Below are 12988 nucleotides of genomic sequence, written 5' to 3'. Positions count from 1 at the left end.
CAGCCTTACGGCCGTACCTTCAGACACCCAACAGCGCGCCCAGTACCCGGAATTCATCCGGTTCGTTTTCCACGCTCCGAAGAGCAGTACTCACGACCCGGTTGAACCACCAGGTACTGAATAGTCAACGTTCCACCCATGAGCAACCACCGTCGAACATTTGCCGACGTAATGGCCTCTGGACTCCTTGCGGAATCTAGATGCTCCTTAGAAAGGAGGTGATCCAGCCGCACCTTCCGGTACGGCTACCTTGTTACGACTTCGTCCCAATCGCCAGTCCCACCTTCGACAGCTCCCTCCCACAAGGGGTTGGGCCACCGGCTTCGGGTGTTACCGACTTTCGTGACGTGACGGGCGGTGTGTACAAGGCCCGGGAACGTATTCACCGCAGCAATGCTGATCTGCGATTACTAGCAACTCCGACTTCATGGGGTCGAGTTGCAGACCCCAATCCGAACTGAGACCGGCTTTTTGAGATTCGCTCCGCCTCGCGGCATCGCAGCTCATTGTACCGGCCATTGTAGCACGTGTGCAGCCCAAGACATAAGGGGCATGATGACTTGACGTCGTCCCCACCTTCCTCCGAGTTGACCCCGGCAGTCTCCTGTGAGTCCCCATCACCCCGAAGGGCATGCTGGCAACACAGAACAAGGGTTGCGCTCGTTGCGGGACTTAACCCAACATCTCACGACACGAGCTGACGACAGCCATGCACCACCTGTACACCGACCACAAGGGGGGCACCATCTCTGATGCTTTCCGGTGTATGTCAAGCCTTGGTAAGGTTCTTCGCGTTGCGTCGAATTAAGCCACATGCTCCGCTGCTTGTGCGGGCCCCCGTCAATTCCTTTGAGTTTTAGCCTTGCGGCCGTACTCCCCAGGCGGGGAACTTAATGCGTTAGCTGCGGCACCGACGACGTGGAATGTCGCCAACACCTAGTTCCCAACGTTTACGGCGTGGACTACCAGGGTATCTAATCCTGTTCGCTCCCCACGCTTTCGCTCCTCAGCGTCAGTAATGGCCCAGAGATCCGCCTTCGCCACCGGTGTTCCTCCTGATATCTGCGCATTTCACCGCTACACCAGGAATTCCGATCTCCCCTACCACACTCTAGCCTGCCCGTATCGACTGCAGACCCGGGGTTAAGCCCCGGGCTTTCACAACCGACGCAACAAGCCGCCTACGAGCTCTTTACGCCCAATAATTCCGGACAACGCTTGCGCCCTACGTATTACCGCGGCTGCTGGCACGTAGTTAGCCGGCGCTTCTTCTGCAGGTACCGTCACTCTCGCTTCTTCCCTGCTGAAAGAGGTTTACAACCCGAAGGCCGTCATCCCTCACGCGGCGTCGCTGCATCAGGCTTTCGCCCATTGTGCAATATTCCCCACTGCTGCCTCCCGTAGGAGTCTGGGCCGTGTCTCAGTCCCAGTGTGGCCGGTCGCCCTCTCAGGCCGGCTACCCGTCGTCGCCTTGGTAGGCCATCACCCCACCAACAAGCTGATAGGCCGCGGGCTCATCCTTCACCGCCGGAGCTTTCAACCCCGTCCCATGCGGGACAGAGTGTTATCCGGTATTAGACCCCGTTTCCAGGGCTTGTCCCAGAGTGAAGGGCAGATTGCCCACGTGTTACTCACCCGTTCGCCACTAATCCACCCCGAAGGGCTTCATCGTTCGACTTGCATGTGTTAAGCACGCCGCCAGCGTTCGTCCTGAGCCAGGATCAAACTCTCCGTGAATGTTTTCCCGTGATCGGGACAACACAACACGAGAGCGGAACGACCGGACGGAATAAGACCGGTCGTTCACAGCGTCCTCGCTGTGTAAATTGCCCACCGGGTCAGTGACCCCGTGGGACTTTCAAAGGAACCTCCAACCTGCCGAAGCAGGCCGGGGTATCAACATATCTGGCGTTGACTTTTGGCACGCTGTTGAGTTCTCAAGGAACGGACGCTTCCTTTGTACTCACCCTCTCGGGCTTTCCTCCGGGCTTTTCCCTTCGGTCTTGCGTTTCCGACTCTATCAGACTCTTTCGTGTCCGATTCCCGGTCGAAGCGGGTTGTGCTTTCCAGTTCTTCGCTTTCGCGCTTCCCTTTCCGGCGGTTCCAACCTTACCAGACTCTTTTTCGTTCCGTTTCCGGTCCGAATTTGAATTCCGGTGGCCTTGGAGAGGCCTTCGCCTTTCGGCGTGTCCACTACATTAACCGATTTCCTTGGCGACTCATAATCGAGTCGAAGGGATTGAATTACGGCATGCCGAATTCGCACCCGCCAGGGTGAGTCGAAGGTAGTGGTTGGTCGCTCCGGGATGCTCGGATGCGGTCCGATGGACCGTACCGACAGCAGTACCCGTTTCAAGCGGCTCGGGCTACATTAGGCGGCCCTCAAGGGCGAGTCAAGTTGCGCGGCGGCGTGGCACATGGGCCCGGTACGGGCTCACCGTGGGGTCCCCGTCGATCCAGAAACGCCAGGGGTGTGTAGCTCCATCGCCGCCCACTCCGGTGCGTGGGCCGTTGCGTACCTGGTCACGTGGTGGTGGGGTGCCGTGCAGCATGGACAGGGAGGCGCCGGGGTGGGCGATGGCGTCGGTGCCGTTCAGTGCTCGGTCGACATCGAGGGCGGTGGCCAGGCGGGCCGGGCCTTTGGCCAGTTCCTTGTCATTGCGGGCCGAGTTTCGTCGTTCGCGAGTGAGTTCCGCGCCGATCTGGATGTCGCCGGCGCGGAGCAGGACCCCGCTGGCCCGGCCCTCGGGGCCGCACACCAGGTTGAGGCAGTGCCACATGCCGTAGGTGAAGTAGACGTACGCGTGGCCGGGCGGTCCGAACATGACGCTGTTGCGTGCGGTGCGGCCTCTGAACGCGTGCGATCCGGGATCGATCTCGCCGGCGTACGCCTCCACCTCGGTGAGGCGGAGCTCGATGGGTCCGTCCGGTGTGGCACGTACCAGGGTCCGGCCCAGGAGGTCGGGTGCCACGTCCAGTACGGGGCGGTCGAAGAAGTCGCGTGTCAGCGGCGTACGTTCCAAGCCCTCGATCATGGCGGTCGAGGGTACCGGGAACCGACTACGGTCGTGGCGCGTATGTAGGGGTCAGGACCAAGGAGGAGTAAACATGGGCTTCAAGCGGCTGCTCGCGAGCATGGGTGCCGGTGGCGCTTCGGTGGAGACCGAGCTCTCCGAGCTCAACGTCGTCCCGGGTGGGGTCGTCCAGGGTGAGGTGCGGGTCCAGGGCGGATCCGTGGATCAGCAGATCGAGGGACTCTCCGTGGGTCTGCAGGCCCGGGTCGAGGTCGAGGGCCATGACACGGAGACCAAGCAGGACATCGAGTTCACCAAGCTGCGGCTCGGTGGCGCGTTCGAGGTGCGGGCCGGTGCCGTGCACGTCGTACCCTTCGGGCTCGAAATTCCGTGGGAGACGCCGATCACGATGTTCGCCGGTCAGCATCTGCACGGCATGAACATAGGTGTGACCACGGAGCTGGAGATCGCGCGGGCGCTGGACTCGGGCGACCTGGACCCGATCAATGTGCACCCGCTGCCGGCTCAGCAGGCCATCCTCGACGCCTTCGGGCAGCTCGGCTTCGGCTTCCGCAGCGCGGACATGGAGCGCGGTCACATTCGCGGTACGCGTCAGCGGCTGCCGTTCTACCAGGAGATCGAGTTCTTCCCGCCGCAGCAGTACCGCGGTCTGAACCAGGTGGAGCTGACGTTCGTCGCGGACGACCGTGAGATGGATGTCGTCCTGGAGATGGACAAGAAGGCGGGGCTCTTCAGCGAGGGAAGCGACTCGTACCGCGCGTTCAAGGTCGGGCTGAACGACTTCCAGGGGACCGACTGGGCGGCGTACCTCAATCAGTGGCTGGCGCAGGTCGGCGGTCAGCGCAACTGGCTCTAGGGTCGGTGGGAGACCTGCTGACAGCAGTAGAGCGATCAGGAGAGGTGCTGACGTGACCGAGCCGAAAAGGGCGCCGCTGCCGCACGACTTCCATCCGGAGGTGCCGTCGTTCACGGTGGTGAGCGAGGATCTCGCCCCCGGCGCCGTGCTGGCGGACGCCCAGGTGTTCGCGGCCGGGAACACCTCGCCGCAGCTGCGGTGGGAGGGTTTCCCGGAGCAGACCAAGAGTTTCGCCGTGACCTGCTTCGATCCCGATGCTCCTACGGGCAGTGGATTCTGGCACTGGGTGCTCTTCGACATCCCGGCGTCGGTCACGGAGCTGCCGGCCGGTGCGGGCAGCGGAAAGTTCGAGGGGCTGCCCGCCGGTGCCGTGCAGGTCCGTAACGACTACGGGTCGAAAGAGTTCGGCGGTGCCGCGCCGCCGGCCGGCGAGAACCACCGTTATGTGTTCACCGTGTACGCGGTGGACACCGAGAAGCTGGGGGTCGACAGCGATGTGTCGCCCGCGGTCGTCGGGTTCAACCTGCGGTTCCACACGCTGGGCCGTGCCCAGCTGATCGGTGAGTACTCAGGTCCCGCGTAGCGCCCGCCGAGCCGAGAGTTCCCCTGCTGTTTGCCCTGCCCTGGTCTTGGAGAGACCAGGGCAGGGCATTTTTATTGCGTTGTCCATCACGGCCTGCCCAGCCAGAGTTGATCCGGGCCTGCCAGGGGGCGGGCGGCACACGGGAGGTGGGCGGGATGCGGGACACGCTGGTACTGAACGCGAGCTTCGAGCCGCTGTCGACGGTGACGCTGAACCGTGCGGTGGTGCTGATCCTGCAGGACAAGGCCGTCGTCGAGCAGTCGCATCCCGATCTCCGCATGCGTGGCGCCGCCGTGGACATTCCGGTACCCCGGGTGATCAGGCTGTGCCGGTACGTACGGGTGCCGTTCCGAAGACATGCCCCGTGGTCCCGGAGGGGTGTGCTGATACGGGACCAGCACCGGTGCGCGTACTGCGGGCGGCGGGCGAGCACCGTCGACCATGTCGTGCCGCGCGCCCAGGGGGGTCAGGACACCTGGCTCAACACGGTGGCGTCCTGTGCCGAGGACAACCACCGCAAGGCGGCCCGGACGCCGGAGCAGGCGGGGATGCCGCTGCTGCGTCAGCCGTTCGTGCCGTCTCCCGCGCAGGCGATGCTGCTGGCGCTGGGGGCCGGTGAGCGGTCGGAGCTGCCGGAGTGGCTGGACCGCGCCGCGGCGTAGTCGGCGTACGCATTTCGTCGTGGTGGAAGCCCGTCTCCGGGGGAGGCGGGCTTCCCCGTGTCAGCGGAGCAGCAGTTGGACGATGGCGACCGTGCCGACCGCGACGATGAGCACGCGCAGGACGGTGGGGCTGAGGCGGCGGCCGATCCTGGCGCCGATCTGGCCGCCCAGCGCGGAGCCGACCGCGATCAGCACGACGGCCGTCCAGTCGAAGTCCGCGACGAAGAGGAAGAAGAGCGCGGCGATGCTGTTGACGACGGCGGCCAGGACGTTCTTTACGGCGTTGAGGCGCTGCATGGTGTCGTCGAGCAGCATGCCCATCAGGGAGAGGTAGATGATCCCCTGGGCGGCGGTGAAGTAGCCCCCGTAGACGCTGGCGAGCATCAGTCCGACGAAGAGGAGCGGTCCGCCGTCGGGATGGGCGCGGGTGCCGCTGTGTTCGCGTCGGCGCTGGACCGCTTTGCTGATGCGTGGTTGCAGGATGACCAGGGCGAGGGCCAGCGCCACCAGGATCGGCACGATGGTCTCGAAGGCCGTGGAGGGCAGAGTGAGCAGGAGAGTGGCGCCGGTGAGGCCGCCGATGAGGGCGCCGACGGCGAGCTTGCGTACGCGACGGCCCTGTCCCGCGAGTTCCTTGCGGTAGCCGATGGCGCCGCTGACGGAGCCGGGGATCAGACCGAGGGCGTTGGAGACGGTGGCCGTGACCGGGGGCAGACCGGTGGCGAGCAGCACGGGGAAGGTGATCAGCGTTCCCGAGCCGACGATCGTGTTGATCGTGCCGGCGCTGATTCCCGCGACGAAGACGGCAAGCATCTCCCAGATGTTCATGGCGCATCCCCCGTACATGATCGGTGCTTGGTGCACTGATCATGCACGGGGCGTGTACGCGTCATTCGACCGGGGGTTGCTCCCGGCGTTCCTTGCCGGTGTCGAACCCCGGGGCGCCGTTGCCGAGGTTGCCGAAGGCGCCACTGAGGCCCTTGAGGGCGTCGCCGATCTCGCTGGGCACGATCCAGAGCTTGTTGGCGTCGCCCTCGGCGATCTTCGGGAGCATCTGGAGGTACTGGTACGAGAGGAGCTTCTGGTCCGGGTCGCCGGCGTGGATGGATTCGAAGACCGTACGGATCGCCTGGGCCTCGCCCTCGGCGCGCAGGGCCGAGGCCTTGGCCTCACCTTCGGCGCGCAGGATCGCGGACTGCTTCTCGCCCTCCGCGGTGAGGATCGCGGACTGGCGCGTTCCTTCGGCCTGGAGGATCGCGGCGCGCTTGTCACGGTCGGCGCGCATCTGCTTCTCCATCGAGTCCTGGATGGAGGTGGGCGGTTCGATCGCCTTGAGCTCGACGCGGTTGACGCGGATGCCCCACTTGCCGGTGGCCTCGTCGAGAACTCCGCGCAGGGCCGCGTTGATCTCCTCGCGGGAGGTCAGGGTCCGCTCCAGGTCCATGCCACCGATGATGTTGCGGAGGGTGGTGACGGTGAGCTGCTCGATCGCCTGGATGTAGCTGGCGACTTCGTAGGTCGCGGCCCTCGCGTCGGTCACCTGGTAGTAGATGACGGTGTCGATGTTGACGACCAGGTTGTCCTGGGTGATCACCGGCTGGGGCGGGAACGGCACGACCTGTTCACGGAGGTCGATGCGGTTGCGGATGGAGTCGATGAAGGGAACGACGATGTTCAGGCCTGCGTTGAGCGTGCGGGTGTAGCGGCCGAAGCGCTCCACGATGGCGGCGCTGGCCTGCGGGATGACCTGGATCGTCTTGATCAGGGCGATGAAGACGAGCACCACCAGAATGATCAGGACGATGATGATCGGTTGCATCGTGTTCCTCATTGCCCTTCGGTTGCCGACGGATCGCGATGATCGAGGTCGAGATCGAGATCGCGGGAGGGACCGGATGTCGTGCCGGTCCCGATCTCATGATGATCGACATCAAGTCTGACAGAACGCGCTCTGCCTTGTGGGTGGTTCGGTCACATGACGACTGCCGTAGCTCCGTCGATGTCGACGACATCGACCTGTTGGCCCGGATCGAAGCTCTGGCCCTCGTCGAGTGCGCGGGCGGACCAGATCTCCCCGGCCAGCTTGATCCGGCCGCCGCTGCTGTCGACCCGCTCCAGGACGACGGCCTGACGGCCTTTCAGGGCATCGATGCCAGTGGCGAGTTGGGGCCGGTCGGTGCGGTGTCTGGCGGCGATCGGGCGAACCACGGCGATGAGCGCCACGGAGACCACGACGAATACCAGTACCTGGGCCACGATGCCGCCGCCGAGTGCCGCGACGACTGCCGCGGCGACCGCTCCGACGGCGAACATGCCGAACTCGGGCATCGCAGTCATGACGAGTGGGATGCCCAGTCCCACCGCGCCGATCAGCCACCACACCCACGCGTCGATGTCCACGTGGTCATGGTAGAACCGCGGGCGCCCTCGCCGACAGGGCGCAAGCGGGCCACTGCGCACGGCGGGGCCCGTTGTGTTCGGCAACGCCGCGAGCGTGCGTGCCGGACACCGCGCGGCAGACGGCAGTTTGACGACAGGGCCTAGGAGAGCGGCAGTCCGTGGGCCGTGTAGCGGTCGCCGGTGTGCTCGACGACGAGCGGCAGGCCGAAGCAGAGGGAGAGGTTGCGGGAGCTGAGCTCGGTCTCCATGGGGCCGGCGGCGAGCACCTTGCCCTGGCGGATCATCAGGACGTGGGTGAAGCCGGGGGCGATCTCCTCGACATGGTGGGTGACCATGATCATGGAGGGGGCGTACGGGTCGCGGGCCAGTCGGCCGAGGCGGCGGACCAGGTCCTCGCGGCCACCGAGGTCGAGACCTGCGGCGGGCTCGTCGAGGAGCAGCAGCTCGGGGTCGGTCATCATGGCGCGGGCGATCAGGGTGCGCTTGCGCTCGCCCTCCGACAGGGTGCCGAACTTGCGGTCGAGGTACTCGGTCATGCCGAGCCGGTCGAGGAAGGCGCGGGCGCGCTCCTCGTCGACGGCCTCGTAGTTCTCGTGCCAGGTGGCGGTCATGCCGTACGCGGCGGTGAGCACCGTCTGCAGCACGGTCTGGCGCCGGGGCAGCTTCTCGGCCATGGCGACGCCCGCGATGCCGATGCGGGGCCGGAGCTCGAAGACATCGGTGCCGACGCCGCCGAGTTGCTCGCCGAGGACCTTGGCGGTGCCGGTGCTCGGGAAGAGGTAGCTGGACGCGATGTTGAGGAGGGTGGTCTTGCCGGCGCCGTTCGGGCCGAGGATGACCCAGCGCTCCCCCTCCTTGACCGACCAGGAGACGTCGTCCACCAGAGCGCGTCCGTCGCGGACCACGGATACGTCCACCAGCTCCAGTACATCGCTCATGGCGCGTTGTCTCCCCATGCAGTGTCGAGATCGTCGGTGCCTGTGGGCACAGCTCCCAGGGAAATCTACGCCACCGTACGAGTGCTCCCGGCGCTGGGCCCGCGTGACGACAGGCCCCGGGCCCGTTCCCTAGGCTGTTCCCATGCTTTCGGAACCACGCTCAGGGCTGTTGGCCGCTTGGGGAAACGCGCTTCTGGCGGGACTGGTGTCGCCGGACGAGGCGGCGCTCGCCATTGTCGGGGAGGACGCGGTGCACCGCGTCGAGGGACTGCCGGGCGAGGCGGGGCCGGTCGGGCTCACGCTGGCGCTCGGGCGGTTGCGGGGTCTGGGGGTGACGGGTTTCCGGGTGGCGTTGCCGGCGCCCGGCCATCCGCTGGGGCTGAGCGGTCCGCCGGAGTTCAACGCGCGGGCGTTGGAGGCCGAGGAGGCGGTGGTGGCCTTCGGCGCGCCGTACGGGCTGGTTCCCGAGGTGCGTGAGGCGGGGCCGGAAGGGGATCTGCACGTCGAGGTGGTGTGGCGTTGTCTGCCCGTGCGGGAGGCGCCGCCGGCCGATGTGCCGTCGCTGAGCGAGGCGGAGCGGGAGCTCGCCGAGGGGTTGCGGGACGCGACGGCGATGCTGTCGCGGTTGGACGTGGCCGGTTCGGGGCCGGTGGCCGAGGCGGCGGTGGACGCGTACCGGGCACGGGCTGAGCGGGGGCGCGAGGTGCTGGCTCCGGGGTACCCGCCGCGGGCGGTGCGGGTTCTGGAGCTCGCGCAGCGGGTGGGGCTGCTGATCTCGGTGGCGTACGAGAACGGGCACGGCGGCGCGGTGAGCGCTTCGGAGATCGCGGCCCGGGGTGAGGTACTGCGGCCGGTGGAGCGGGTGGCCAGGCGGGCGCAGGTCGCCGCGTACAACGCGTATGTGGAGGAGCGCGAGCGGGAGCGGTAGGCGCTGGCCGGGCGGGCTCCCGGTGTCGCCGGACGGGCTCGACGCGCTCCGTCCGGCGACGTATGACCGCGGGTTCGGTCGGCCGTTCGGTCCCGGGGTCGGTCAGCCGTTCAGGCCGAGGTTGCCGAAGGCCGGGTTGAGCAGGCCGATCACATTGACCGTGTTGCCGACCACGTTCACCGGGACGTCCACGGGGACCTGGACGACGTTGCCGCTGGCCACGCCCGGGGAGTGGGCCGCGACACCGTGGGCGCCCGCGCCGTGTCCGGTGGCGGAGGCCGCGCCCGCGCCGGCGGCGATGATTCCACCGGCGATCACGGTGACGGCAGCGGCCTTCTTCAGGTTCTTCACTTCAGGATCCTCCTAGCGTGGCTGCGGCCAGCCGCCGCAGCACCCTGGAGAACGCCTCGGAGTCGAACGGGTTGCGCCGTCCGGGTGACATCCACCCGACAGCATGAATCTCGGTCCGAAAGAAGAAGGTTCGCTTCGCTGCCGGTCAGCCCGCCGCCCCATGCCGGACGGCCCAGAGCGCCGCCTGGGTCCGGTCCGAGAGATCCAGCTTCATCAGAATGTTCGAGACGTGTGTCTTGACGGTCTTCTCGGAGAGGACCAGCGCCCGCGCGATCTCGCGGTTGGAACGGCCGTCGGCGATCAGGCCCAGCACCTCCCGTTCCCGTTCGGTGAGCGTGCTCCCCCGGCCCGTACCGCTGCCCGGGTCCTCCTGGGCGAGCAGGGCTCCCGCGACCTCCGGCTGGAGCAGGACGTGGCCCGCGTACACCGAGCGGATGGCGCCGGCCAGGGCGTCCGGGTCGACGTCCTTGTACACGTAACCGGAGGCTCCGGCGCGCAGGGCGGGGACCACGGTGCGCTGCTCGGTGAAGCTGGTGACGATGAGGACCTTGGCCGGGTTCTCCAGCTCGCGGAGCCTGCGCAGGGCCTCGATGCCGTCGGTGCCGGGCATCTTGATGTCCATCAGGACGACGTCGGGGCGGAGCTCCTCGGTCCTGGCCACCCCCTCGGCGCCGTCGGCCGCCTCGCCGACCACTTCTATGTCGTCCTGGATCTCCAGGAACGTACGCAGACCGCGGCGGACCACCTGGTGGTCGTCGACCAGCAGCACCCTGATGATCTTGTCAGCCACCGGGTACCTCCATCTCGATCGTGGTGCCCTTGCCGGGCGCCGATTCAACGGTGAGCCGTCCGCCGACGCCGTTCGCGCGGTCCCGCATCGACACCAGGCCCAGATGCCGGCCCGCCTGCCGGGTCGCCGCGGGTTCGAAGCCGCCGCCGTCGTCGGTGATCCGCAGCAGCGTCCCGCTGCCGTGCCTGGCCAGCGTGACATCGACGTGTTCCGCCCCGGAGTGGCGCAGTGCGTTGTGCAGGGCTTCCTGGGAGACCCGGAGCAGCGCCTCCTCCTGTGCGGCGGGCAGGGCCCGTATGCCCAGGCTCTCGAAGGTGACCCGGGCCGTGTGGGCCCGGTCCAGGACCTGGATCTGGGTGCGGAGGGTGGCGATGAGGCCGTCCTCGTCGAGTGCCGCGGGGCGCAGCTCGACGACGGCGGCGCGCAGTTCGTCCACGGCTTCGGCGGCGAGTGCGGCGACCTGCTGGAGCTCGCCCTTGGCGCGGGCCGGGTCACGGTCCACCAGGGCGGTGGCCGCCTGGGCCGTCAGCCGCAGCGAGAAGAGCTTCTGGCTGACCGCGTCGTGCAACTCATGGGCGAGCCGGGAGCGCTCCTCGGCGATGGTGAGTTCCCGGCTCCGTTCGTAGAGGCGGGCGTTGGTCAGGGCGATCGCCGCGTGCTGGGCGAGGATGGCCAGCAGTTCCTCGTCCTCGGCGGTGAAGCCACAGCTGCCTTCGGGTTTGGGGCAGCGCTTGTTGGCGAGGAAGAGCGCGCCGATGATCTCCTCGCCGTCCCTGATGGGCAGGCCGAGGAAGTCGGACATGTCGGGGTGGGCAGCGGGCCAGCCCTCGAAGCGGGGATCCTTGCGGACATCGGCGAGGCGCTCGACCTTCGCCTCGTGGAGCATCGCGGCGAGGATGCCGTGCTGTCTGGGCAGCGGGCCGATGGCCTTCCACTGCTCGTCGCTGACGCCGTCGACGACGAACTGGGCGAAGCCCCCGTGATCGTCGGGGACGCCCAGGGCGGCGTACTCGGCGTCCAGCAGTTCGCGGGCCGAGGCGACGATCGTCTTCAGGACGTCGCGTACTTCGAGATGCCGGCTCATGGCGAGCAGCGCGGCGCTCACGGCTGCGAGACCCGACGGTGGGCGATGGCTCATGGCCTCACCGTACCGGCGGGGTCCGAACGCCGTATCGGCCTGTGGACGGCCGGGGATTAGTGCGCAGGGCCTAGGTCCGGCCGCCCGCGCACCGGAGCGGCGACCGCGTCACACGGCCGCCCCAGAGCCGGAATCTGACACTCCGGATTGCTGACGCAACGGTTGGTCAGGTTGTTACCCGGCCGATGTGAGGCCGCACATAGGACCCACGTCACTTACGAAGTCTGCTAGTGGACACGTAATCGCCACATCAGTGGTCATGAGCGCGGCCCGACACGTTCGAGCGGGGTCCCGATCCACTACCGGGGTTCGTACGTCACACCTTTGCCACCGGATTTTGCTGGCGCTAAGAATTGCACTCGTCCCCGACGGAGATGCGAAACGCCGCTTCCCGTCTTCGTCCTCCGTGAGGACTCCCGCAATACGAAGAGGTAAGTCTGCATGTCCGTGTCCAGCATCCTCGGCCGTCGTCGTCGCCTGAACAAGACCCAGAAGCTCTCCGTCGCGGGTATCTCCGCCATGGCCGCCGCCGCGCTCTCGTTCTCGCTCGTCCCCGCCAACGCCGACCCCAAGCCCGAGGCCGAGAGCCCCGTGTCCGCCGCCCCCGTGGTCTTCGCGTCGGCTGCCGGTACTCCGCAGGCCAAGGCCGTGCAGGCCAGCATCATCGAGCAGCACTCCACCGCCGAGAAGCTGGTGAAGGCCGCCGACCTCGCCAAGGCCAAGAAGGCCGCCGCCGCGAAGGCCAAGGCCGCCAAGGCCGCCGAGGTCAAGGCCCAGGCGAAGGCGAAGGCCGAGGCGAAGGCCAGGGCCGCCGCCAAGGTGAAGGCCGAGGCCGTCGTCGCGAAGCGCTCCGAGACGCAGGCCGCCAGCCGCTCCGAGGCCCGCACCCCGGTCTACGCCAACAACCTGGACGGCTGGATCAACCAGGCCCTGGACATCATGCGGGCCCACGGCATCCCCGGCTCGTACGACGGTCTGCACCGCAACATCATGCGTGAGTCGACCGGCAACCCGAACGCGGTCAACGGCTGGGACATCAACGCCCAGAACGGCACCCCGTCCTGCGGCCTGCTCCAGGTCATCCAGCCGACGTTCAGCGCGTACCACGTCCCCGGCACCTCGTCGAACATCTACGACCCGGTCGCCAACATCACGGCCGCGGCCAACTACGCGGCCGACAAGTACGGCTCGATCGACAACGTCAACAGCGCGTACTGACCGGCGGAGCACCCGGCCGGACAGCGTCCGCATACGCCGAAGGGCGGCACCCCGCGCGGGGTGCCGCCCTTCGGCGTATGCGTCCGGTG

Annotated in this window: 13 protein-coding genes and 1 rRNA gene; 5 read left to right on the top strand and 9 right to left on the bottom strand. The window is 67.1% G+C overall.

Annotated features, from left to right (window positions below):
- Positions 1-211: 211 nt before the first annotated feature.
- A 16S ribosomal RNA gene (locus tag OG611_RS18365) occupies positions 212-1737 on the bottom strand.
- Between the two features lie 656 nt (positions 1738-2393).
- A complete protein-coding gene (locus OG611_RS18360) occupies positions 2394-3035 on the bottom strand; it encodes a DNA-3-methyladenine glycosylase (protein WP_266421223.1) in 642 nt (213 codons plus the stop codon).
- A 73-nt stretch (positions 3036-3108) separates the two neighbouring features.
- Between OG611_RS18360 and OG611_RS18355 the strand changes: the two genes are divergently transcribed.
- From OG611_RS18355 to OG611_RS18345, 3 genes are all read left to right on the top strand, one after another.
- Positions 3109-3891, top strand: coding sequence for a sporulation protein (locus OG611_RS18355; protein ID WP_266421221.1), 783 nt, complete (start codon positions 3109-3111; stop codon positions 3889-3891).
- Positions 3892-3943: 52 nt separating this feature from the next.
- Positions 3944-4474: a YbhB/YbcL family Raf kinase inhibitor-like protein gene (locus tag OG611_RS18350; RefSeq protein ID WP_266421218.1), complete on the top strand. Its 531-nt coding sequence runs from the start codon at positions 3944-3946 to the stop codon at positions 4472-4474.
- Between the two features lie 155 nt (positions 4475-4629).
- A complete protein-coding gene (locus OG611_RS18345; protein ID WP_266421215.1) occupies positions 4630-5136 on the top strand; it encodes an HNH endonuclease in 507 nt (168 codons plus the stop codon).
- Between the two features lie 60 nt (positions 5137-5196).
- On the opposite strand, the gene OG611_RS18340 is transcribed toward OG611_RS18345, so the two are convergent.
- The 4 genes from OG611_RS18340 to OG611_RS18325 form a co-directional block, all read right to left on the bottom strand.
- Positions 5197-5964, bottom strand: a complete 768-nt coding sequence (locus tag OG611_RS18340; RefSeq protein ID WP_266421212.1) for a sulfite exporter TauE/SafE family protein — start codon at positions 5962-5964, stop codon at positions 5197-5199.
- 61 nt (positions 5965-6025) lie between these two features.
- Positions 6026-6955, bottom strand: a complete 930-nt coding sequence (locus tag OG611_RS18335) for an SPFH domain-containing protein (RefSeq protein WP_072482952.1) — start codon at positions 6953-6955, stop codon at positions 6026-6028.
- A 152-nt stretch (positions 6956-7107) separates the two neighbouring features.
- Complete coding sequence (locus tag OG611_RS18330) at positions 7108-7536, bottom strand: NfeD family protein (protein WP_266421208.1); 429 nt, start codon at positions 7534-7536, stop codon at positions 7108-7110.
- A gap of 140 nt (positions 7537-7676) precedes the next feature.
- Positions 7677-8474 (bottom strand): ABC transporter ATP-binding protein, encoded by a 798-nt coding sequence (locus tag OG611_RS18325; protein ID WP_124718429.1) that lies wholly within the window; start codon positions 8472-8474, stop codon positions 7677-7679.
- 142 nt (positions 8475-8616) lie between these two features.
- Here OG611_RS18325 and OG611_RS18320 point away from each other — a divergent pair, with 142 nt between their 5' ends.
- The gene (locus tag OG611_RS18320) at positions 8617-9402 is read left to right on the top strand and encodes a hypothetical protein (RefSeq protein WP_266421205.1); all 786 of its coding nucleotides are present in this window, start codon (positions 8617-8619) and stop codon (positions 9400-9402) included.
- Between the two features lie 102 nt (positions 9403-9504).
- Here OG611_RS18320 and OG611_RS18315 read toward each other — a convergent pair whose 3' ends face one another.
- From OG611_RS18315 to OG611_RS18305, 3 genes are all read right to left on the bottom strand, one after another.
- The gene (locus tag OG611_RS18315; RefSeq protein ID WP_266421202.1) at positions 9505-9753 is read right to left on the bottom strand and encodes a chaplin family protein; all 249 of its coding nucleotides are present in this window, start codon (positions 9751-9753) and stop codon (positions 9505-9507) included.
- 145 nt (positions 9754-9898) lie between these two features.
- Complete coding sequence (locus OG611_RS18310; protein WP_266421199.1) at positions 9899-10543, bottom strand: response regulator transcription factor; 645 nt, start codon at positions 10541-10543, stop codon at positions 9899-9901.
- Complete coding sequence (locus OG611_RS18305; protein WP_266421196.1) at positions 10536-11681, bottom strand: GAF domain-containing sensor histidine kinase; 1146 nt, start codon at positions 11679-11681, stop codon at positions 10536-10538. Before OG611_RS18305 ends, OG611_RS18310 begins: the two co-directional genes overlap by 8 nt.
- 441 nt (positions 11682-12122) lie before the next feature.
- On the opposite strand from OG611_RS18305, the gene OG611_RS18300 reads away from it, so the two are divergent.
- A complete protein-coding gene (locus tag OG611_RS18300) occupies positions 12123-12899 on the top strand; it encodes a transglycosylase SLT domain-containing protein (RefSeq protein WP_266421193.1) in 777 nt (258 codons plus the stop codon).
- Positions 12900-12988: the final 89 nt, after the last annotated feature.

The sequence above is a fragment of the Streptomyces sp. NBC_01363 genome (assembly GCF_026340595.1).
Lineage (GTDB): Bacteria > Actinomycetota > Actinomycetes > Streptomycetales > Streptomycetaceae > Streptomyces.
Note: the sequence above shows the minus strand (reverse complement) of the source record. Positions and strands in the feature narration are given on the sequence as shown.

Coding starts and splice junctions, on each gene's coding strand:
- OG611_RS18335 (WP_072482952.1), bottom strand. CDS start 6,955: ATGCAACCGATCATCATCGTCCTGATCATTCTGGTGGTGCTCGTCTTC.
- OG611_RS18320 (WP_266421205.1), top strand. CDS start 8,617: ATGCTTTCGGAACCACGCTCAGGGCTGTTGGCCGCTTGGGGAAACGCG.
- OG611_RS18305 (WP_266421196.1), bottom strand. CDS start 11,681: ATGAGCCATCGCCCACCGTCGGGTCTCGCAGCCGTGAGCGCCGCGCTG.
- OG611_RS18355 (WP_266421221.1), top strand. CDS start 3,109: ATGGGCTTCAAGCGGCTGCTCGCGAGCATGGGTGCCGGTGGCGCTTCG.
- OG611_RS18325 (WP_124718429.1), bottom strand. CDS start 8,474: ATGAGCGATGTACTGGAGCTGGTGGACGTATCCGTGGTCCGCGACGGA.
- OG611_RS18340 (WP_266421212.1), bottom strand. CDS start 5,964: ATGAACATCTGGGAGATGCTTGCCGTCTTCGTCGCGGGAATCAGCGCC.
- OG611_RS18345 (WP_266421215.1), top strand. CDS start 4,630: ATGCGGGACACGCTGGTACTGAACGCGAGCTTCGAGCCGCTGTCGACG.
- OG611_RS18300 (WP_266421193.1), top strand. CDS start 12,123: ATGTCCGTGTCCAGCATCCTCGGCCGTCGTCGTCGCCTGAACAAGACC.
- OG611_RS18360 (WP_266421223.1), bottom strand. CDS start 3,035: ATGATCGAGGGCTTGGAACGTACGCCGCTGACACGCGACTTCTTCGAC.